Below are 20,358 nucleotides of genomic sequence, written 5' to 3' on the forward strand. Positions count from 1 at the left end.
AGAAAGAGTGCGCAAACAGTCCCTGAGGTTCCCCCCAAGACCTCGTAAGGCCACGACGTGACAGAACCGCGACAATCCGCGCCCGACGGCGACACGCTCCCCCTACGACCGCCCGTACAACTCCCCGTACGACGGCCACACTCCACCCGGTCCTTCGACCGGCTCGGCCGCGCGCACCGCCCTGACGATCGCCCGGGTCACCAGGTCCGCGCCCGCGGCGAGCAGCTCGTTGAGGGCGAGGGGCTGAGCGGCGAGCGGACGGGCGCCGGTGGCCAGGGTGAAGACCGTGTCGCCGTCGTGCAGCAGATGGACCGGGCGGACGGCGCGGGCGATGCCGTCGTGCGCGGTACCGGCCAGCTTCTGGGCCTGGGCCTTGGTCAGTTCGGCGTCGGTGGCGACGACCGCCAGCGTCGTGTTCAGCGGCGGCGGCGTACGGCCCGCGCCGGACTCCTCCAGCCGCCGCAGCGCGGCCTCGTGCACCTTCTTCTCCGGGTACGTGACCCGGCCGTCGTACAACTCTCCGTACAGCACCCCCGTCTCCGGATCCAGCACCGATCCCGCCGCGTTCGCGACCACCAGGGCGGCGACCGTGATCCCCGATTCGAGGACCGTGCTCGCCGTGCCGATGCCGCCCTTGAGCCGGCCGGTCGCGGCGCCCGTGCCGGCCCCCACACAGCCCTGCGGCACCAGGGCGCCCGGCGCGCTCGCGGCCGCCGCCTCCACCGCCGCGCGGCCCGTCGCGGCGTCCGGACGGGCCCGGAAGTCGCCGCCGCGCCCCAGATCGAAGACACAGGCCGCGGGCACCACCGGCACGACATGCGACGGGTCGGGTCCCACCCGCACACCCCGCCCCCGCTCCTCCAGCCAGGCCATCACCCCGGACGCCGCGTCGAGCCCGTAGGCGCTGCCCCCGGTGAGCACGATCGCGTCGACCCGCTGGACCACATTGCGCGGATCGAGCGCGTCGGTCTCCTTGGTGCCGGGCCCGCCCCCGCGCACATCCACAGCGGCCACGGCCCCGCCCTCCGGCGCCAGTACGACGGTGGTTCCGGTGAGCCGGCCGCCCCCGGTCCGGGTGGCGTGTCCGACCCGCACCCCGGCGACATCTGTCAGTGCGTCAACTGTCATGGCCGCCAGTCTGCCCGAGCCCCGCCCGCCACCAGAAGGGCTCGCCCTGCCGCGGGGAGGGCCCAGCCGGCGTCCGCGAGGTTCAGCCGGCCTCCGCAGGGCTCAGTCGGCCGGTGTCCCGGCGCTCGCCGTGTGCTCCCTTCGGACCATGCGGGCCGTCAGGGTCACCCCGGTCGCCACCGCCGCCGCGCAGACCAGGCCCGCCGCGAGCACCGACCAGCCGCCCAGGAAGGTGCAGCAGAGCACCAGCAGCGCGGTGACCGGCAGCACCAGCTGCTGGGCGATGCCCACCTTGAAGTGCCGTGCGTGCAGGGCCCAGACGGTCAGCAGATACAGCGCCGTCGGCAGGGTCACCGCCGCCGACGCGGCCGCCGTGGAGAGGTGCGCCGAGCCGACCGTCTCCTCCACGGCCACCTCAAGACCGGCGCCGATCGCCGCCGCCGAGGAGAAGATCAGATAGTGGCCGTACCCCCACAGGAACGCCCGTCCGCCGGAGCGCAGATGGCCGTGGATGGGCACCACGAAGTAGATCCACCAGGCGGAGAAGACGATCAGAAGCCCGCCCGCCGCGATCGGCAGCAGCTCGCCCAGCGCCGAGTGCTCGTCCACGGCCGACTTCACGGCGACCGTGGCGGACGCGATCGTCTCGCCGAGCACGATGATCGTGAACAGTCCGTAACGCTCGGCGATGTGGTGCGGATGCCATGAGGTCTCGTAGTCCCGCTCGGCGAACAGCGGCACGCACATCTCCGCGATCGCCATCACCAGGAACACCCAGGGCCGCGCCGGCTGCGGCAGCACCACCAGACCGGCCCAGCCGACCTGGCACAGCAGCACCCCGCCCGCGTAGCGCAGCGCGGCTCTGCGTTCGCTGCCCTCGGCCGTCCGCGCGGCTCTCAGCCACTGGGTGGCCATCGCGAGGCGCATGATCACATAGCCGAGCCAGACCGTCAGGTAGTCGTGCTGCTCGAAGGCCCGCGAGACACCGGCGGCCAGCACCAGGACACCGGCGATCTGCACCAGGGTGACGACCCGGTAGAGCACGTCGTCGTTGTCGTACGCCGAGGCGAACCAGGAGAAGTTCATCCAGGCCCACCAGATGGCGAAGAACACCATCGCGTAGTTGAGGACCCCGGTGCCGGGGTGGCCCGCGGAGACGGCGTGCACCAGTTGTACGCCCGCCTGGGAGACCGCCACGACGAAACACAGGTCGAAGAGCAGCTCCAGCGGGGAGGAGACCCGATGGGCCTCATGCCGCCCGCGCGCGGTGAGCCGTCGCACGGGGCCGGAGGGAGGGGATGCGGGGTGGGATGCGCCCGGAGCAGCGGGCGCCGGGGTGGAACTCGGTGTCATGCCTCTCAGCACAGCAGAAAACCGGGCCGGAGGCGTGCGCGGGCGCTCACCGGCGGCCCACGGCCCACCGGTGCGGGGGCCGTACCCTGGACGCATGAGCGATGCCCCCGCACCCGGACCGCGTGACCCGAAGCCCGCGCTGGTCTTCGACGATCCGCTGGACCAGCAGTCCGCGGACGACACCGACCGCGGCTGGGGCGAGCGGCCGGCCGGCGACAGCGCCGCCGACCTCAAGCGCTTCCTCGACGAGAAGCCGCCCCACCACATCTGAACCGCTAGCGCTCGTCGTGGCCGGTGCCGCGCTGGGCGACCAGGGCGTCGCGGATCTCCTTGAGCACCTCCAGCTCGGACACCTCGATGACCTCCTTGGTGCCCTCCCGCGCCTCCCTGCGGGCCGTCTGCCGGGCCAGGTACTTCGACATCGGCAGGACCATCAGGAAGTACACCACCGTGGCGGTGATCAGGAAGGACAGCGCGGCGCCGAGGACGGAGCCCCACATCAGCTGGATGCCGTGGGTGCCGTGGCACGAGTCGCTCAGACACGTGCTGTAGTTGTCCAGGTTCTGGGTGCCGATCGCGCCGACCAGCGGGTTGATGATCCCCTTCACCAGCGCGTTGACGATGTTGGTGAAGGCGGCGCCGATGACGACCGCCACTGCCAGGTCGATGACATTGCCGCGCATCAGGAAGGCCTTGAAGCCTTGCAGGACGCTCGGTTCCTTCTTCGCGCTCACCTCGGGGACGCTCCTCGCATGCACTGGTTGTGGAACAAAACGCTCCGCAACCTACGGCACGGTACGGCCATACTGTCCAATCCCGTCCCCCGAAGGAGCGACTTGACAGCGCGCCGCCGGGAAAAAGTCCGACCCGGTTCAGCACAGCGTCACCGCCAGCCGCGCCGTGGCACTCGCACCGACGAGCCCGGCCGCCAGGGCGCGCGGCACCGCCAGCACGACCAGCGCGCCGGTCTCGGCCGCGCCGTCGAGCGGCTCCGGCACCCGGGTCACCCGCACTCCGCGCGCGAGCACCCGGGCGCCGCCCCCGGCCGCCGGATCCTGCGCGGCGACCACATCGACCCGGTCGCCGGGGCGCAGCAGCCGGACCGTGGCCGCGTCGGCGATCCGCACCGGCGCCGCGACCAGGCCCTCCGGGTGCGGCGGGCGCAGGGGAGTCGCGGGCGGGTGGCCGCGCGCGGACCGGGCGGGCCGCGCTGCCGGGTCGGCGCGGTGCGCCTGCGCGGAGGTCCCCGGGCCCGCGGCCACCAGCGCGGCCGCGGTCACCGCGAGGCCGGCCGCCACCGCGCGCCCCCGGTGCCGTACCAGCCGCTGCACCCGGTACCGCCCGCCGCGCACCCGCACCGGTGGGAACGGCGGCACCTCGCAGATCGCGGGCGCGTCCGCGCCGAGGGGGCGGGGCAGGCGGAGGGGAGGAGGGAACACGGAGCGCGGGGTGGGCGCGGGAGGGGGGAGAGAGGGGAGAGGCATCGGGGTCACCGCCTGGGACGAGGGACGTCGGCTTGCGATGTCCACGATGACGCCTCGCGCCGGATCCCGCCGGAGCCGGTGGACCACCGCCCGATTGTGGAAAACTCGCCCACCCGAACGTGTGGTTCCGCTCCCGCTACGGCGACTTGTCCACAGCTCCGGTCACCCCGTCCGCCCCGCTACGGCAGCTCGAACCCCGGGTCCATCCCGCCGAGCGCGTGCATGCACAGGCAGTCCCGCTCCCCGGTCACCGGCAGCGCGGCGACCGCGTCGAAGAGCACCCCGCGCAGCCGCTCCACATTGGCCGCGAACACCTGGAGGACCTCCTCGTGGGAGACGCCCTCGCCGGTCTCGGCGCCCGCGTCGAGGTCGGTGACCAGGGTCATGGACGTGTAGCACAGCTCCAGTTCACGGGCGAGCGCCGCCTCGGGGTGGCCGGTCATGCCCACCACCGACCAGCCCTGCGCCTGGTGCCACAGCGACTCGGCGCGGGTGGAGAAGCGCGGCCCCTCGACCACGACCAGCGTGCCGCCGTCCACCGGCTCCCAGTCGCGGCCCCGGGCGGCCTTCAGCGCGACGGCCCGTCCGGTGGGGCAGTAGGGGTCGGCCAGGGACACATGCACCACGTTCGGCACCGTGCCGTCGGGCAGCGGCAGCCCGTCGAAGTAGGACTGGGCCCGGGACTTCGTACGGTCCACGAACTGGTCGGGGACCAGCAGCGTGCCGGGGCCGTACTCGGTGCGCAGACCGCCCACCGCGGAGGGGCCGAGGACCTGCCGGACGCCGACGGAACGCAGCGCCCACAGATTGGCGCGGTAGTTGATGCGGTGCGGCGGCAGATGGTGGCCGCGGCCGTGCCGGGGCAGGAAGGCGACCCGCCGGCCGGCGATCTCGCCGAGGAACAGGGAGTCGCTGGGCGGTCCGTAGGGGGTGTCCACTTGTACCTCGGTGACGTCGTCGAGGAACGAGTAGAAGCCCGAGCCGCCGATTACGCCGATCTCTGCGTTCGCCATGGCCAAGACATTAGCTGGCCGTGACGCCACGCAGGAGACCTTGCCGGAGAACGCCGGATGCCCCGCCGTCGGGGGACGGCGGGGCGGGCGTCAAAAGGAACGGGGCGTACGGCCTCAGGCGGCGGAGGTGCCGGCCGAGCTCGACGTGGACGTCGAGGACGTCGACGACGGCTTCGAGTCGGACGACGCCGAGGTCGAGGACGAGCCGGACGACGAGGAGCCGGACGACTTCGTCGCCGGGCTGCTGCTCGACGTGGAGCCGCGCGAATCGTTGCGGTAGAAGCCGGAGCCCTTGAAGACAATGCCGACCGCGGAGAACACCTTCTTCAGGCGCCCGTTGCAGTTGGGGCACTCGGTCAGGGCATCGTCGGTGAACTTCTGCACCGCCTCGAGGCCCTCGCCGCACTCGGTGCACTGGTACTGGTAGGTCGGCACTGTCTTCCTCCTGGCACTCTCACTCATTGAGTGCTAACGACGCTCCATAGTGACGTATTCCCGGGGATCAGTCCACCGTCACCGGCGAGCGGTGACCGACGCCACGTGCCACGGTCTGCGTCTCCTGGCGGGCGGTCAGCGCGGAACGCAGCGCCACCAGGGTCAGCAGAGCGAGCACCGTACCGCCCATCGGGACCAGGAATCCCGAGCCGTCCCACAGCCGGTCCTCCAGCTGTCCGGCGACGGTGACCGCGGCCGCCTGGCCGAGCGCGACCGCGCCGGTCAGCCAGGTGAACGCCTCGGTGCGGGCCCGGGCCGGGACCAGGGCCTCGACCAGCGTGTAGCCGGTGATCAGCGACGGCGCGATGCACATGCCGACCAGCAGGCCGAGCGCGGCGAGCAGCAGCACCGAGTGCGCCGTCCACAGCGCGGACGCGGTCAGCGCGAGCGCGGCATAGCCGACGACCAGGCGCCGCTGGGGCGCCGTCTTCCAGACGATCGCGCCGCAGACGATGCCGGACAGCATGTTTCCGGCGGCGAAGACGCCGTACAGGACGCCGTTCAGGCCGGGCTCGCCGATCGACTCGGTGAAGGCGGCCAGGGAGACCTGCATGCCGCCGAAGACCGAGCCGATGCCGAGGAAGGTCACGATCAGCACGCGCACACCGGGGATCCGGAGCGCGGAGCCGTGCTCCACGTGCGCCGGCCCGCCCGTGGCCGTCACCGCGGGCTGCGTGCTCTTCTGCGCGGCGAACAGCAAACCACCCACGAGGGTGAGCGCCGCTTCCGTGAGCAGACCGGCCGCGGGGGTGACGGCGGTGCACAGGGCGGTCGCCAGCAGCGGCCCGAAGACGAAGGTCAGCTCGTCCGTGACCGACTCGAACGCGGTCGCGGTGCCCATCAGGGGCGAGCCCTGGAGCTTCACGCCCCAGCGCGCCCGCACCATGGGCCCGACCTGCGGCACCGAGGCGCCGGTCGGCACGGCCGCCAGGAACAGCGCCCACAGCGGGGCGTGCGCGAGGGCGAGCGCCGTCAGGGACAGACCCGACAGGGTGTGCACCAGGACGCCGGGGAGCAGCACGGCGCGCTGGCCGTAGCGGTCGGCCAGGCGCCCGCTGTAGGGCGCGAACAGCGCCATGGAGACGCCGGTGACGGCCGCGGCGGCGCCGGCCGCGCCGTACGAGCCGGTGGTGTGCTGCACCAGCAGCACGATGGAGAGGGTGAGCATCGCGAACGGCTGGCGTGCCGCGAAGCCGGGGAGCAGGAAGGTCCAGGCGCCGCGGGTGCGCAGCAGTGCTCCGTATCCGGGGCGGGAGGAGGCCGTCGAGGTCTTCGCCGAGTCGTCGGTGACCGTGGATCCCACGGCCCGTGCCTTTCTGCCGCCTGGTAGCGCGCGTCCCGTGTGGGGTCCGGGCGCCGAGAGCTGTCCTCTTGCGCGGACTGCGGTAGATACCGGCGCCCACGGCAAGGTGGGGGGCGTCACGGCCGCCATACGGTCGCGCCAGCTCTGCGTCAGGCAGAGTTGGTTCGATCAGGGTGCCCCTTCATCGTACAGGGGCCACCCCCGCATGGGCTGTGAAAGCGAGCACCATCGGATCGGTCGCCTGGGATTCCGCGGCGCGTACGCCAGGTGTGAACCGTATGAAACCCGCTCTTAACGCGACCCCCCGGAGCGCGAGCCTCCGGAGCGCGACCCCCCGGACCGCGCGCTCCCCGGCTTCGGGCCCCCGGCCTGTGCGCCCCCGGCGTCCGCCCCGTCCGTGCCCAGCCAGCTCGCCAGCTTGCCGCCGTGGGCGACCGCGCGCAGCCGCGCCTCCGCCGAGTCGCGGACCGGGTCGGTGGCGACCACCAGGAGTTCGTCGCCGCGCCGCAGCACCGTGCTGGGCAGCGGTACGAAGGACTTCCCCTCGCGTACGACGAGCGTCACGGCGGACCCGGACGGCAGCCGCAGCTCGGCGATCTCGACGCCGTGCATCCGCGACTCCTCGGGGATGGTCACGGACAGCAGATGCCCGCGCAGCCGCTCCAGGGGCGCCGACTCGATGCCGAGGTCGGCCGCCTCGCCCTTCTCGCCCAGGCGCAGCTTGCGTGCCAGCCAGGGCAGCGTCGGCCCCTGGACGAGGGTGTAGACGACGACCAGGACGAAGACGATGTTGAAGATCCGCCGGCTGCCGTCCACGCCGTTCACCATGGGGATCGTCGCCAGGATGATGGGCACGGCGCCGCGCAGTCCCGCCCAGGACATCAGGGTCTGCTCCTGCCAGGGCACCCGGAACGGGGTCAGGCTGAGCACCACGCTGAGCGGGCGGGCCACCATGGTCAGGATCAGGCCGATGACCAGGGCGGGCACGATGTCGTCGCCCAGTTCGTGCGGGGTGACCAGAAGGCCGAGCAGGACGAACATGCCGATCTGGGCGATCCAGCCGAGCCCCTCGGCGAAGCCGCGGGTGGCCGGCCAGTGCGGCAGCTTGGCGTTGCCGAGCACCATGGAGGCCAGATAGACCGCGAGGAACCCGCTGCCGTGCCCCAGGGCGCCGGCCGCGTACGCCGAGATGGCGATCGCGAGGACGGCGATCGGGTAGAGGCCGGAGGCGGGCAGCGCCACGTGCTTGAGTCCCCAGGAGCCGACCAGGCCCACCGCGAGTCCCACGGCGGCGCCGATGGCCAGCTCCAGGGCTATCTCGCCCAGCAGCATGTACCAGTGCTCGACCGGTCCCGCCGTGGAGAAGGCGACGACCAGGATGACGACCGGGGCGTCATTGAACCCCGATTCCGCCTCCAGGGTGCCCGTCACCCGTGCGGGCAGGGGGATTCTGCGCAGTACGGAGAAGACCGCCGCCGCGTCCGTCGAGGACACCACCGCGCCGATGATGAGCGACTGCCGCCAGTCCAGCCCGACCAGATAGTGCGCGCCCGCTGCGGTGATCCCGACGCTGACCGCGACGCCCGCGGTCGCGAGGACGGCGGCGGAGGACAGGACCGGCCGGACCTCCTTCCACTTGGTGCCGAGGCCGCCCTCGGCGAGGATCACGACCAGGGCCGCATAGCCCATGACCTGGGTCACGGCGGCGCTGTCGAAGCGGATGTGCCCCAGGCCGTCCTGGCCCATGACGATGCCGATCCCCAGGTACACGAGCAGGCTGGGGAGCCCGCTGCGTGAGGAGATCCGCACGGCCGCGACGGCGACCAGCAGGACCAGGGAGCAGACGAGCAGAAGCTGGTTGAGGTGGTGAACAGTCAGCGGCGGTTCCCTTCCTTGGCCCGAGCGCGGGGCGCGCGGACGCGCGAACACAAGATCCGAGGCTGCGGCGCACCGCATCCAGGTACTTCGTTACCTTACCTAATTCTTGACGCTTTCTTGACGTTAGGGGGAGAAGATCGAACGCTCGTGCGCGCTGGTTCCCGACTCCGCGTCAAGGCGCACAGGGTCCTGCGCCTATGGTTGCTCCAGCGCTCATTCAAAGTCATGGCCCGACCTGCCGCTCGCGTTAGGACAGCAAGGACAGCGATGCCCCCGAACACCACCGCCACAACGGGTGACACCGCCACCACCGGTGCCGCGCCCGCCAAGTCAGGCAGGAAGAAGGGGCGCAAAGCCCGACTGCTCGTCCTGCTGCTGGTCCTGGCCGTCATCGCGGGCATCGCCTACGGGGGCTACTGGTCGGTCAGCACCGTGCGCGCCTCCCTCCCGCAGACCACGGGCACGATCACGCTCGACGGGCTGTCCGGCCCGGTCGACGTCAAGCGGGACGGCAACGGCATCCCGCAGATCTACGCGTCCTCCGACGCGGACCTGTTCATGGCGCAGGGCTACGTCCAGGCGCAGGACCGGTTCTACGAGATGGACGTGCGCCGGCACATGACGGCGGGGCGTCTGTCGGAGATGTTCGGCAAGAGCCAGGTCAAGAACGACGAGTTCCTGCGCACCCTCGGCTGGGAGCGGGTCGCCAAGCAGGAGTACGACACCAAGCTGTCGGCCTCCGCCAAGAGCTATCTGGACGCCTACTCCAAGGGCGTCAACGCGTATCTGAAGGGCAAGAGCGGCAAGGACATCTCCCTGGAGTACGCCGCCCTCAACCTGACCAACGACTACAAGCCGCAGCAGTGGACCCCGGTCGACTCGATCTCCTGGCTGAAGGCGATGGCCTGGGACCTGCGCGGCAATATGCAGGACGAGATCGACCGCGCCCTGATGACGAGCCGGCTCGGCCCGCAGCAGATCCAGGACCTGTACCCGGAGTACCCGTACAGCCGGAACAAGCCGATCGTGCAGGAGGGCCAGTACGACGCGCTGACCAAGAGCTTCGAGCAGAGCGCCGCCGCGGGCACGCCCGTGGGCACGGGCACGACGAGCGGCACGGGCACGAGCACCGGCACGACGGGGAACCCGGGCGCGACGGGCACCACCGGCGCCACGGGCTCGTCTGCGGGCACGACGGGCGCCACCGGCTCCGGAACCTCGGACACCTCCGGTTCGGGCCTCACGAGCCAACTGGGGGGCCTCTACAGCTCCCTGGACGACCTCCCGACCGCCGTCGGCGTGAACGGCCAGGGCATCGGCTCCAACTCCTGGGTCGTCGGCGGCCAGCACACCATCACCGGCAAGCCGCTGCTCGCCAACGACCCGCACCTGGAGGCGTCCCTGCCGGGCGTCTGGTACCAGATGGGCCTGCACTGCCGGACCGTCTCGGCCAAGTGCCAGTACGACGTCACGGGTTACACGTTTGCCGGGATGCCCGGTGTGATCATCGGCCACAACGCCGACATCGCCTGGGGCATGACGAACTCCGGGGTCGACGTCAGCGACCTCTACCTGGAGAAGGTCACCGCCGGCGGCTACCTGTACGACGGCAAGGTGCGGCCCTTCAAGACCCGCCAGGAGACCATCAAGGTCGCCGGCGGCGCCTCCAAGACGATCGTCGTGCGCGAGACCCAGGACGGGATGCCGCTCCTGTCGGACCGCGACGACGAGCTGGTCCAGGTCGGCAAGAAGGCCACCGTCACCACCGCCGCCCCCGACCGCGGCGACGGCTACGGCATCGCCCTGAAGTGGACCGCGCTCGACGCGGGCACCTCCATGGACGCCATTTTCGCGCTCGACAAGGCCGGCGACTGGAAGGACTTCCGCGCGGCGGCCGCCAAGTTCGACGTGCCCTCGCAGAATCTGATCTACGCCGACACCCGCAACAACATCGGCTACACCCTGCCGGGCAAGATCCCGACGCGCTCCGCCGCGGACGACGGCTCCGTACCGGCGCCCGGCTGGGACTCCAAGTACCGCTGGACCGGCTACATCCAGCAGGACGAGCTGCCGTACGAGTACAACCCCAAGCGCGGCTACATCGTCACCGCCAACCAGGCCGTGGTCGACAAGGACAAGTACCCGTACACCCTGACCACGGACTGGGGCTACGGCACCCGCAGCCAGCGGATCACCGACCTGATCGAGTCCAAGATCAAGGGCGGCGGCAAGATCTCCACCGACGACATGCGGCAGATGCAGCTGGACGACAGCAGCGAGATCGCCAAGCTCATGGTGCCGAAGCTGCTGAAGATCAACCTGTCCGACAAGAACGTGCGGGACGCGCAGAAGCTGCTGGAGGGCTGGGACTACACCCAGGACTCCGACTCCGCGGCCGCCGCGTACTTCAACGCCGTCTGGCGCAACGTCCTCAAGCTCGCCTTCGGCAACAAGCTCCCCAAGGAGCTGCGCGTCAAGGGCCAGTGCCTGTGGGTCGACAAGATCGACAGCACCGGCCCGGTGGACGACGACAACACCAAGGTGCGCGAGTGCGGCATGCGTGCCGCGGACCAGGCGCAGCCGGACGGCGGCGACCGCTGGTTCGAGGTCGTGCGCAATCTGATGAACAAGCCGGACAGCGACTGGTGGACGACGCCCAAGCAGGGCACCCGCCCGGCGGCGAAGAACATGGACCAGCTCTTCGCGCGCGCCATGATCGACGCCCGCTGGGAGCTGACCGCCAAGCTCGGCAAGGACATCGACACCTGGAACTGGGGCCGGCTGCACCGCCTGTTCCTGAAGAACCAGACGCTCGGCACCGACGGCCCCAAGGTGCTCCAGTACCTGCTCAACCGCGGCCCCTGGAAGCTCAACGGCGGTGAGGCGGCCGTGGACGCGACCGGCTGGAACGCCGCGGGTGGCTACAACGTGGTCTGGGTGCCCTCGATGCGGATGGTCGTCAACCTCGCCGACCTCGACAAGTCCAAGTGGATCAACCTGACCGGCGCCTCCGGGCACGCGTTCAGCGCGCACTACACGGACCAGACGGACAAGTGGGCCAAGGGCGAGCTGCTGCCCTGGTCGTACTCCTCGAAGGCGGTCGACAAGAGCACGAGCGACACCCTCGTCCTCAAGCCCTGACCCGCCGCACCCGGTACCCGGAACGGCCCTCCACACGCGCGTGGAGGGCCGTTCCGCGTATCCGGCGTCCTCAGGTGAAGCGGCGCGCCCCGGAGGGCGTCACCACCGCGTGCACCGGCCGGTCGTGCTCCTCCACGGGGACCCGCGCCACGACCTCCGTGTCGTAGAGCAGCACCACGAGCCGGGGACGCGCGCCCGCGCGCTCCAGCCGGGCCAGGACACGGTCGTACGAGCCGCCGCCGCGCCCCAGCCGCATCCCGCGCGTGTCCACCGCGAGTCCGGGCAGCAGGACCACGTCCGCGCCCGTCACGGCGTCCGGGCCGAGCCGGGTGCCCGAGGGTTCGAGGAGGGCCATCTTCGAGCCGTGCCGCACCTCCGTCAGCGAGCCGGGCCCGGTGTACTCCCCCCAGTCCAGGTCGTTGTCCGCCAGCAGCGCGGGGAGCAGGACACGGACGCCCCGCGCGCGCAACGCGTCGAGGAGCGCGCCGGTGCCGGGTTCCGTGCCGACGGAGACGTACGCGGCGACCGTGCGCGCCCCCGCCAGTTCGGGCAGCTCCAGGGCGCGCGCGGCCAGCGCACGGGCCGACTCCCGTACGTCATCGTCCGGCAGCCCGTTCCTCATCGCGAGGAGGCCCCGCCGCAACGTCCTCTTGTCAGGCTCGTCCACGCGTCCGTCGTGTTCCACGGGTCGTTCCCGCACCCTTTCCGTCCGCCGTTCACGGCGTTCATGTCGTCCCGGTCGTCGTCAAAGGGTGGGCCAAGCGCAGCCCCAGGTCACGCCAAGGGTCGCCGGTTAAGGTGGCGGGCATGACTCAGTCGCACCCCAGGATCAGCAAGGCTGTCATTCCGGCGGCGGGTCTTGGTACCCGGTTCCTGCCGGCGACCAAGGCCACTCCCAAGGAGATGCTGCCGGTCGTCGACAAGCCCGCGATCCAGTACGTGGTCGAGGAGGCCGTGTCCGCGGGGCTCGACGACGTTCTCATGATCACCGGTCGCAACAAGCGTCCCCTGGAGGACCACTTCGACCGCAACTACGAGCTGGAATCCGCCCTGCAGAAGAAGGGCGACGCCGAACGGCTCGCGAAGGTGCAGGAGTCCAGCGATCTGGCGACCATGCACTACGTCCGCCAGGGCGACCCGAAGGGGCTCGGCCACGCCGTGCTGTGCGCCGCCCCGCACGTCGGCCACGAGCCCTTCGCGGTGCTCCTCGGCGACGACCTGATCGACCCGCGCGACCCCCTGCTCCAGCGCATGATCGAGGTCCAGGAGCAGCACGGCGGCAGCGTGATCGCCCTCATGGAGGTCGCGCCCGAGCAGATCCACCTCTACGGCTGCGCCGCCGTCGAGGCCACCGCCGAGGGCGACGTCGTCAGGATCAGCGGACTGGTCGAGAAGCCCGACCCGGCCGACGCCCCCTCCAACTACGCGATCATCGGCCGCTATGTCCTCGACCCGCACGTCTTCGACATACTGCGCACGACGGAGCCGGGCCGCGGCGGCGAGATCCAGCTGACCGACGCGCTCCAGCAGCTCGCCGACGACGAGAAGGCGGGCGGCCCGGTGCACGGCGTCGTCTTCCGCGGCCGCCGCTACGACACCGGCGACCGCGGCGACTATCTGCGTGCCATTGTCAGACTCGCATGCGAACGTGAAGACCTGGGCCCGGACTTCCGGACCTGGCTCCGCAGTTACGTAGCCGAGGAGATGCAGCAGAGTTGAGCAGCGCCGCGACCCGCCCGACCGGCGAAGACGACCTGTGGTCGGTGGACCAGCACCTGGCGGACATCCTCGCCACGGTCCAGCCCCTGGAGCCCATCGAACTCCAACTGCTCGACGCCCAGGGCTGTGTCCTGGTCGAGGACGTCACGGTGCCGGTGTCGCTGCCGCCGTTCGACAACAGCTCGATGGACGGGTACGCGGTACGGGTCGCCGATGTCGCGGGCGCCAGCGAGGAGTTCCCGGCCGCCCTGGAGGTCGTCGGGGACGTCGCGGCCGGCGCGGACGACCCGGTGCGCGTCGGACCGGGCCAGGCCGCCCGCATCATGACCGGCGCCCCGCTGCCGCCCGGCGCCGAGGCCGTCGTCCCCGTCGAATGGACCGACGGGGGGCTCGGCGAGGGCCCGGCCGGCGGCATGCGGGCCCGCAGCCTGGCCCCCGAGGACGCCGAGGGCCAGGTGCGGGTGCACCGGCCCGTCGAGGCACGCGCGCATGTACGGGCCGAGGGCAGCGATGTGAAGGCGGGCGACCGCGCCCTCCAGGCCGGTGCGATCCTCGGGCCGCCGCAGATCGCGCTGCTCGCCGCGATCGGCCGGGGCACGGTGAAGGTGCGCCCGCGCCCGCGCGTGGTCGTCGTCTCCACCGGCAGCGAACTCGTCCAGCCCGGCGAGCAGCTGGGCCACGGCCGGATCTACGACTCCAACAGCTTCGCCCTCACCGCCGCCGCGCGGGACGCGGGCGCCATCGCCTACCGGGTGGGCGCCGTCGCCGACGACGCCGACACCCTGCGCTCGACCATCGAGGACCAGCTGATTCGCGCCGACCTGCTGGTCACCACGGGCGGGGTGAGCGTCGGGGCGTACGACGTGGTCAAGGAGGCGCTGGCGGACATCGGCGACGAGGACGTGCCGGGCAGCGGCATCGAGTTCCGCAAGCTGGCCATGCAGCCCGGCAAGCCCCAGGGCTTCGGCTCCATCGGCCCCGACCACACGCCGCTGCTCGCGCTGCCGGGCAACCCCGTGTCGTCGTACGTCTCCTTCGAGCTGTTCGTGCGCCCCGCGATCCGCGCTCTCATGGGCCTCACCGATCTGCACCGGCCGGTGGTGCGGGCCACGCTCACCGCCGACAAGGCGCTGCGCTCCCCGAAGGGCCGCCGGCAGTTCCTGCGGGGCCGGTACGCCGACGGGGAGGTCACCCCGGTCGGCGGCGCGGGCTCGCACCTGGTGGCGGCGCTGGCGCACGCGGACGCGCTGATCGTCGTACCCGAGGACATGGAGTCCGTCGAGCCCGGCACTGAGGTGGAGGTCGTACCGCTCGGCTGAGGCACGTCCGGGGCGGCTGCGCGAGGCTACTTGGCGGTACCGTGTCGCGCACAGCAGGCCCGCGCACCGCACGGCGCGGGCCCGGACCGGGAGCGCCGCACAGCATGACCGAACCGTCCCGGGGGCAGACCCCCGGATCCCCCGCCCAGGACCACCTCACGCACCTCGACGCGGCCGGCGCGGCCCGCATGGTCGACGTCTCCGGCAAGGACGTCACCGCGCGCACCGCACGCGCCGGCGGCCGCGTCCTGGTCTCGCCCCGCGTGATCGAACTGCTGCGCGGCGAGGGGGTGCCCAAGGGAGACGCGCTGGCCACCGCGCGGATCGCGGGCATCATGGGCGCCAAGCGCACCCCGGATCTGATCCCGCTCTGCCACCCGTTGTCGGTGTCGGGTGTGAAACTGGATCTGTCGGTCGCGGACGACGCCGTCGAGATCCTGGCCACCGTGAAGACCACGGACCGCACGGGCGTCGAGATGGAGGCCCTCACCGCGGTGACGGTCGCCGCGCTCACCGTGATCGACATGGTCAAGGCGGTCGACAAGGGAGCGGTCATCACGGACGTACGCGTGCTGGAGAAGACGGGCGGCAAGTCGGGCGACTGGAGCCGGGCATGAGCTACCGCGCCCTGGTGATCACCGCCTCCAACCGGGCCGCCGCAGGGGTCTACGAGGACCGGGGCGGCCCGCTGATCGCCGACGGCCTCACGCGTCTCGGCTTCGCCGTGGACGGCCCCCGGGTGGTGCCCGACGGGGAGCCGGTGGAGGCCGCCCTGCGCGAGGGCGTCGCCGCCGGGTACGACGCGATCGTCACCACCGGCGGCACCGGCCTCACCCCGACCGACCGCACCCCCGAGGCGACCCGCGCCGTCATCGACCACGAGGTGCCGGGCATCGCCGAGGCCGTCCGGGCGTTCGGGATGGCGAAGGTGCCGACCGCCGCGCTGTCCCGGGGGGTGGCCGGGGTCGCCGGCCGGACCCTGATCGTCAACCTGCCGGGGTCCACGGGCGGGGTGAAGGACGGACTGGCCGTCCTCGCGCCCCTGCTGGCCCACGCCGTCGACCAGCTCCGCGGCGGCGACCACGCCAGACCCAGCTCGGGGGGTGCGAACTGAACGGGTCGACCTGGCCGGTCGTGCTGGTGGACGGCGATGTCGTCCTGCGGCCGATAAAGCTGCGCGACCAGCGCGAGTGGCGCGAGGTGAACCGCCGCAACCGGGACTGGCTGCGCCCGTGGGAGGCCACGATCCCGCCGCCCACCCCGAGCGGCCCGGTCGCGCACCGGCCGACGTACCGGCAGATGGTCCGGCATCTGCGCCGCGAGGCGCACGCGGGCCGGATGCTGCCGTTCGTCATCGAGTACCAGGGGCGCCTGGTCGGGCAGTTGACGGTCGCCGGGATCACCTGGGGATCGATGTGCTCCGGGCACATCGGCTACTGGGTGGACGAGTCGGTGGCCGGGCGCGGGGTGATGCCGACGGCCGTCGCGCTGGTGGTGGACCACTGCTTCCGTACCGTCGGACTGCACCGCATCGAGGTGTGCATCCGCCCGGAGAACCGGCCCAGCCGCCGGGTGGTGGAGAAGCTCGGATTCCGTGAGGAGGGGCCCCGGCCGCGGTATCTGCACATCGACGGCGCCTGGCGCGACCATCTGGTCTTCGCGCTGACCGCCGAGGAGGTGCCGGACGGGCTGCTCGGACGGTGGCGGCGGGCGCGGTCGGCGGCGCAAGGACCGAGAAATTGAATATACGTTCGAAATTCTGATCCTAAGGGTCGCAAAAAATGCTGGAAATATCAGCCAGATCGTGCGACACACCGGCTCAATTGGCGGATCCCTTCGGTCAAACCCCTCTACCGTGTGAGGCGTGAGCAGCAGCGGCCTCATCTACGCAGTCATCGTCGGGGCCTGGGCCGCCTACTTGGTGCCGATGTGGCTCCGTAGGCAGGACGAGCTGAATGAAGCCCGTCCGACGGAACGCTTCAGCACCGCCATCCGGCTGCTTTCCGGACGGGCGGGGATGGAGCGCCGATACGCCAAGGACCTGCGGGCGCGCTCCACCGACGAGGGGGAGCAGGGCGCCGTCGATCCGGACGCCGTCACCGATTCGGTGGACGTCCGGGCCTTCGCCGTGCCCCCGACCCGCCGTCAGGTCCCGGTGGAGGGCGAGCCCGAGGCGTCCCGGAGCCCGGAACCCGACCGGGGCCACGCCCCCGCGGTCCCGGCACAGCAGCACGCACCGGCACCCCGACGCGCCCCCTCGGCACCTTCGGCACAGGCGGCCGCAGCGCGCGCCCGGCGCACGAAGGTGCTCGCGCGCCGTCGGCGCACCACCGTGCTGCTCTTCCTCGCCTTCACCGTCGGCGCGATCGTCGCCGCCGTCGGCGGCCTCGCCTTCCTGTGGGCGCCCGCCGCGCCCGCCGTGCTCCTCAGCGCGTACATCGGCTATCTGCGCACCCAGGAACGCCGCCGCTTCGCCTACCAGATGGACCGCCGCCGCGCCGAGGCCGCCGCCCAGCGACTGCGTGAGCGCCAGCCGCGCCGGCGCGCGACCCCGGAGGCCGCCCGCGCCGCCGACGAACCGGAGGAGGCCACAGGGACCGACACGGACCCCGGCCTCTCCACGCTCGCCGCCGACCGGCGCGCCCTGGTCGAGCAGACCGACCACGCCGAGTGGGTCGACCAGCAGCGCGAACGGCAGCGGCGGCCCGGACACGGCGACAGCTGGGACCCGGTGCCGGTGCCCCTGCCCACGTACGTGACCGCGCCGGTCGCGCCGCGCGCCACCTCCGGCGTCGACCTGGGCGCCCCGGACACCTGGAGCTCGGCACGGTCCAGCTCGGTCGCCCCGGAGGAGACGGGCCAGGCGCCCGCGGCCGAGGAGAGCGAGCAGTCGTCCGCCGCGGCGGACCGGCCGGCCGACGGCCGCGGCGACGCGCGCCGTGCCGCCTCCGCCCGCCGCTCCCGTGAGCGCGGCCGCACGCCGCTCTTCGACCAGTACGAGGACGGCGACCGTCCGCGCGCCGCCAACGAGTGACGGCCGTCCCCTCCGGAAGCCGCCCCTGACCAGTTCGGGAACGGATTTCCAAGCACCCCGATCAGGGTGCTAGAGTTTCACTCGTTGCAAGGGCCTGTGGCGCAGTCCGGTAGCGCACCTCGTTCGCATCGAGGGGGCCAGGGGTTCGAATCCCCTCAGGTCCACGCAGCTCAAAGCCCCGGTCGGGAAACCGACCGGGGCTTTGACATTTGTATTGCCGTTGCGCCGACCGCGCTGCCCCGGCGGGGCCTGCCCGGTGGCCGTGGCGGGGGCCTTCGCGTCCGTCGCTCCGGCCCCGCCGCGTCCAGGGCCCCGGCTACAGGTCCTTCGCGAAGCAGCGGCTCTCCTCGTGGAAGCGGTAGTAACCGAACTTCGGGCAGGGCGCGTAGCCGCTGGAGGTGTACAGGGCGATGGCCTCCGGCTGCTTGGTGCCCGTCTCCAGGACCATCCGCAGGCGTCCGGCTGCGCGGGCGTCCTCCTCCAGGGCGGTCAGGATCCGGCGGGCCAGACCCCGGCCGCGCACCTCCTCGATCACATACATGCGCTTCAGCTCGGCGTCACCGTCCGAGTAGCCCTCGTCGTTGCGCTCCTGGCTGCGCCAGCCGCCGGTGGCCACCGGGCGGTCGGACTCGTCGTACGCGATCAGGTACACGCCCCGGGGCGGGAGGAAGTCCTGCGGGGTGAGGAAGGTTTCATCGCCGTCGTCGCCGTAACGGAGGGCGTATTCGGCCTGCACCGCGTCGTTGAGCTTCATGGCGTCGGGGTGGTCGAAACCTACGCGGCGAATGTTCATCTGGGCATCGCGCTTCCGTGCGGGAGGGACCCCTCGCTCGTGAGGGCTTCGTCCAGTGTGCCGGTATCGTGCTGTGGTGCTGACTGTGACCTCGGTGAACGTGAATGGGCTGCGGGCCGCCGCCAAGAAGGGCTTCGTGCCGTGGCTGGCCGGGACGGAGGCGGACGTCGTCTGCCTCCAGGAGGTGCGCGCCGAACCGCACCAGCTGCCCGCGGAGGTGCGCGAACCCGAGGGCTGGCATGTGGTGCACGCCCCGGCGGCCGCCAAGGGGCGCGCGGGCGTCTCCCTGTACACCCGGCGCGAGCCCGACCGGGTGCGGATCGGCTTCGGGTCCGACGAGTTCGACGGCAGCGGGCGCTATGTCGAGGCCGAGCTGCCCGGTGTGACCGTCGCCTCCCTCTACCTCCCCTCCGGCGAGGTCGGCACCGAGCGGCAGGACGAGAAGATCCGCTTCATGGCGGAGTTTCTCGACCATCTCGCGGAACTGCGTGAACGCGCCGCCGCCGAGGGGCGCGAGGTGGTCGTCTGCGGCGACTGGAACATCGCCCACCGCGAGACCGACCTCAAGAACTGGCGCGGCAACACCAAGAACTCCGGCTTCCTCCCCGAGGAGCGTTCCTGGCTCGGCCGGGTCCTCGCCCCCGAGGAGGGCGGCTACGTCGATGTCGTACGGGCCCTGCATCCGGACGTCGACGGCCCGTACACCTGGTGGTCGTACCGGGGGCGGGCGTTCGACAACGACTCCGGATGGCGCATCGACTACCAGATGGCCACGCCGGGCCTCGCCGCGCGGGCCCTCAAGGCGCGGGTCGAGCGGGCGGCCTCGCACGCCGAGCGCTGGTCCGACCACGCGCCGGTGACCGTGACCTACGGCGCTTAGTCCCCTTCACCCGATTACTCCCCTTACTCCCCCTGCTCCTCTTACTGCCCCTACTCCTCTTTTACTCCCCCTACTCCTCTTTTTTGTTCAGCTGCCGGTCCATGGCCAGGGACAGCTCCGCCTCCACCACGCTGCGCGCCAGGGGGCGCAGCCGGTGCAGGTCCTCTTCCGGGGCGTGGCGCAGGATCAGGTCGGAGAAGAGGGTGGCCAGGGCCTCGGCGTGTTCGCGGACGCGGGCGCCGGCCGTCAGGACCTCCCCGAGCGGGATGCCCTCGCGGACCAGGGCCGAGGAGACGTCCAGCAGGCGCCGGCTGATGTGCACGATCTTGTCGCCGTCGGTGCCCAGATAGCCCAGCTCCATGGCCGCGGCCAGGTTCTCCGGGGTGACCTCGCCCTCGAAGCGGGCGGCCAGCTCCTCCGGGGTGAGGCGGATCGGCTCCTCCTCGGTGGGGGTGCCGACGCCGAGCAGGTCGGCGACGTCCCGGCCCTGGTCCAGGGCCTCGGCCAGCTCCGCGATGCCGGTCAGGGTGTGGCCGCGCTCCAGCAGGGCGCCGATGGTGCGCAGCCGGGCCAGGTGGTGGTCGTCGTACCAGGCGATACGGCCCTCGCGGCGGGGCGGCGGCAGCAGCTTGCGTTCGCGGTAGAAGCGCAGGGTGCGCACGGTGATGCCGGCCCGTCGCGCCAGCTCCTCCGTGCGGTACTCGCGCGGGCCCCGACGGGCTGCCTCCGGGTGTTCGGTGTCTGCTGCCACGCCCGAAGCCTATGGTGTACCGCCGGTAACTTTCCTTCCCGCGCCCCCTACCGCTCGGTACGGAGCT

20 protein-coding genes and 1 tRNA gene are annotated in these 20,358 nt (G+C 71.9%); 10 read left to right on the forward strand and 11 right to left on the reverse strand.

The annotated features are described in order from the left end of the window. Positions 1–102: 102 nt before the first annotated feature. Both AB0N90_RS28135 and AB0N90_RS28140 read right to left on the reverse strand, forming a co-directional pair. On the reverse strand, positions 103–1,128 hold the full coding sequence (locus tag AB0N90_RS28135; protein ID WP_365201299.1) for a P1 family peptidase: 1,026 nt from the start codon (positions 1,126–1,128) through the stop codon (positions 103–105). 102 nt (positions 1,129–1,230) lie between these two features. Continuing rightward, positions 1,231–2,481 (reverse strand): low temperature requirement protein A, encoded by a 1,251-nt coding sequence (locus tag AB0N90_RS28140; protein ID WP_365201300.1) that lies wholly within the window; start codon positions 2,479–2,481, stop codon positions 1,231–1,233. A 94-nt stretch (positions 2,482–2,575) separates the two neighbouring features. Between AB0N90_RS28140 and AB0N90_RS28145 the strand changes: the two genes are divergently transcribed. Next, complete coding sequence (locus AB0N90_RS28145) at positions 2,576–2,752, forward strand: hypothetical protein (RefSeq protein WP_361674047.1); 177 nt, start codon at positions 2,576–2,578, stop codon at positions 2,750–2,752. Between the two features lie 4 nt (positions 2,753–2,756). Here the strand turns inward: AB0N90_RS28145 and mscL are convergent, their stop codons facing one another. The 6 genes from mscL to AB0N90_RS28175 all read right to left on the reverse strand — a co-directional run bounded on the left by mscL (position 2,757) and on the right by AB0N90_RS28175 (position 8,654). Further along, complete coding sequence (mscL, locus tag AB0N90_RS28150) at positions 2,757–3,215, reverse strand: large conductance mechanosensitive channel protein MscL (protein WP_365201303.1); 459 nt, start codon at positions 3,213–3,215, stop codon at positions 2,757–2,759. Positions 3,216–3,353: 138 nt separating this feature from the next. Next, positions 3,354–3,920: a hypothetical protein gene (locus AB0N90_RS28155; RefSeq protein ID WP_365201305.1), complete on the reverse strand. Its 567-nt coding sequence runs from the start codon at positions 3,918–3,920 to the stop codon at positions 3,354–3,356. A gap of 224 nt (positions 3,921–4,144) precedes the next feature. Then, positions 4,145–4,978 (reverse strand): S-methyl-5'-thioadenosine phosphorylase, encoded by an 834-nt coding sequence (locus AB0N90_RS28160; RefSeq protein WP_365201308.1) that lies wholly within the window; start codon positions 4,976–4,978, stop codon positions 4,145–4,147. A gap of 114 nt (positions 4,979–5,092) precedes the next feature. Continuing rightward, positions 5,093–5,413 (reverse strand): FmdB family zinc ribbon protein, encoded by a 321-nt coding sequence (locus AB0N90_RS28165; RefSeq protein ID WP_365201311.1) that lies wholly within the window; start codon positions 5,411–5,413, stop codon positions 5,093–5,095. A gap of 67 nt (positions 5,414–5,480) precedes the next feature. After that, positions 5,481–6,776, reverse strand: a complete 1,296-nt coding sequence (locus AB0N90_RS28170) for an MFS transporter (RefSeq protein WP_365201314.1) — start codon at positions 6,774–6,776, stop codon at positions 5,481–5,483. 291 nt (positions 6,777–7,067) lie between these two features. Further along, on the reverse strand, positions 7,068–8,654 hold the full coding sequence (locus AB0N90_RS28175) for a potassium/proton antiporter (RefSeq protein WP_365201526.1): 1,587 nt from the start codon (positions 8,652–8,654) through the stop codon (positions 7,068–7,070). Positions 8,655–8,921: 267 nt separating this feature from the next. Between AB0N90_RS28175 and AB0N90_RS28180 the strand changes: the two genes are divergently transcribed. Next, positions 8,922–11,795, forward strand: a complete 2,874-nt coding sequence (locus AB0N90_RS28180) for a penicillin acylase family protein (protein WP_365201316.1) — start codon at positions 8,922–8,924, stop codon at positions 11,793–11,795. A 70-nt stretch (positions 11,796–11,865) separates the two neighbouring features. On the opposite strand, the gene AB0N90_RS28185 is transcribed toward AB0N90_RS28180, so the two are convergent. Next, a complete protein-coding gene (locus AB0N90_RS28185) occupies positions 11,866–12,480 on the reverse strand; it encodes a 5-formyltetrahydrofolate cyclo-ligase (RefSeq protein WP_365201318.1) in 615 nt (204 codons plus the stop codon). Between the two features lie 122 nt (positions 12,481–12,602). Here AB0N90_RS28185 and galU point away from each other — a divergent pair, with 122 nt between their 5' ends. The 7 genes from galU to AB0N90_RS28220 all read left to right on the forward strand — a co-directional run bounded on the left by galU (position 12,603) and on the right by AB0N90_RS28220 (position 18,031). Continuing rightward, positions 12,603–13,514, forward strand: coding sequence for a UTP--glucose-1-phosphate uridylyltransferase GalU (galU, locus tag AB0N90_RS28190; RefSeq protein ID WP_365201321.1), 912 nt, complete (start codon positions 12,603–12,605; stop codon positions 13,512–13,514). Then, on the forward strand, positions 13,511–14,833 hold the full coding sequence (gene glp, locus AB0N90_RS28195) for a gephyrin-like molybdotransferase Glp (RefSeq protein WP_361674029.1): 1,323 nt from the start codon (positions 13,511–13,513) through the stop codon (positions 14,831–14,833). Before galU ends, glp begins: the two co-directional genes overlap by 4 nt. 104 nt (positions 14,834–14,937) lie before the next feature. Further along, positions 14,938–15,450: a cyclic pyranopterin monophosphate synthase MoaC gene (moaC, locus tag AB0N90_RS28200; protein WP_111586011.1), complete on the forward strand. Its 513-nt coding sequence runs from the start codon at positions 14,938–14,940 to the stop codon at positions 15,448–15,450. Continuing rightward, positions 15,447–15,947 (forward strand): MogA/MoaB family molybdenum cofactor biosynthesis protein, encoded by a 501-nt coding sequence (locus AB0N90_RS28205; RefSeq protein WP_365201324.1) that lies wholly within the window; start codon positions 15,447–15,449, stop codon positions 15,945–15,947. The genes moaC and AB0N90_RS28205 overlap by 4 nt, the downstream gene beginning before the upstream one ends. A 20-nt stretch (positions 15,948–15,967) precedes the next feature. Further along, positions 15,968–16,576 (forward strand): GNAT family protein, encoded by a 609-nt coding sequence (locus tag AB0N90_RS28210; protein ID WP_172636937.1) that lies wholly within the window; start codon positions 15,968–15,970, stop codon positions 16,574–16,576. A gap of 121 nt (positions 16,577–16,697) precedes the next feature. Further along, complete coding sequence (glpR, locus tag AB0N90_RS28215) at positions 16,698–17,867, forward strand: gephyrin-like molybdotransferase receptor GlpR (RefSeq protein ID WP_365201327.1); 1,170 nt, start codon at positions 16,698–16,700, stop codon at positions 17,865–17,867. 90 nt (positions 17,868–17,957) lie between these two features. Next, positions 17,958–18,031, forward strand: a tRNA-Ala gene (locus AB0N90_RS28220). A gap of 152 nt (positions 18,032–18,183) precedes the next feature. Here the strand turns inward: AB0N90_RS28220 and AB0N90_RS28225 are convergent. Further along, positions 18,184–18,660 carry a GNAT family N-acetyltransferase gene (locus AB0N90_RS28225; protein WP_361674023.1) on the reverse strand — a complete coding sequence of 159 codons (477 nt, stop codon included), beginning with the start codon at positions 18,658–18,660 and terminating at the stop codon, positions 18,184–18,186. Positions 18,661–18,745: 85 nt separating this feature from the next. Here AB0N90_RS28225 and AB0N90_RS28230 point away from each other — a divergent pair, with 85 nt between their 5' ends. Continuing rightward, a complete protein-coding gene (locus tag AB0N90_RS28230) occupies positions 18,746–19,540 on the forward strand; it encodes an exodeoxyribonuclease III (protein WP_365201529.1) in 795 nt (264 codons plus the stop codon). A 70-nt stretch (positions 19,541–19,610) separates the two neighbouring features. Here the strand turns inward: AB0N90_RS28230 and AB0N90_RS28235 are convergent, their stop codons facing one another. Continuing rightward, on the reverse strand, positions 19,611–20,291 hold the full coding sequence (locus tag AB0N90_RS28235; protein ID WP_365201330.1) for a MerR family transcriptional regulator: 681 nt from the start codon (positions 20,289–20,291) through the stop codon (positions 19,611–19,613). Positions 20,292–20,358 lie beyond the last annotated feature (67 nt).

This window comes from Streptomyces sp. NPDC093018, assembly GCF_040684035.1.
Taxonomy (GTDB): Bacteria; Actinomycetota; Actinomycetes; order Streptomycetales; family Streptomycetaceae; genus Streptomyces; species Streptomyces murinus.

Coding starts and splice junctions, on each gene's coding strand:
- AB0N90_RS28135 (WP_365201299.1), bottom strand. CDS start 1,128: ATGACAGTTGACGCACTGACAGATGTCGCCGGGGTGCGGGTCGGACAC.
- AB0N90_RS28140 (WP_365201300.1), bottom strand. CDS start 2,481: ATGACACCGAGTTCCACCCCGGCGCCCGCTGCTCCGGGCGCATCCCAC.
- AB0N90_RS28225 (WP_361674023.1), bottom strand. CDS start 18,660: ATGAACATTCGCCGCGTAGGTTTCGACCACCCCGACGCCATGAAGCTC.
- AB0N90_RS28160 (WP_365201308.1), bottom strand. CDS start 4,978: ATGGCGAACGCAGAGATCGGCGTAATCGGCGGCTCGGGCTTCTACTCG.
- AB0N90_RS28180 (WP_365201316.1), top strand. CDS start 8,922: ATGCCCCCGAACACCACCGCCACAACGGGTGACACCGCCACCACCGGT.
- AB0N90_RS28205 (WP_365201324.1), top strand. CDS start 15,447: ATGAGCTACCGCGCCCTGGTGATCACCGCCTCCAACCGGGCCGCCGCA.
- AB0N90_RS28145 (WP_361674047.1), top strand. CDS start 2,576: ATGAGCGATGCCCCCGCACCCGGACCGCGTGACCCGAAGCCCGCGCTG.
- galU (WP_365201321.1), top strand. CDS start 12,603: ATGACTCAGTCGCACCCCAGGATCAGCAAGGCTGTCATTCCGGCGGCG.
- moaC (WP_111586011.1), top strand. CDS start 14,938: ATGACCGAACCGTCCCGGGGGCAGACCCCCGGATCCCCCGCCCAGGAC.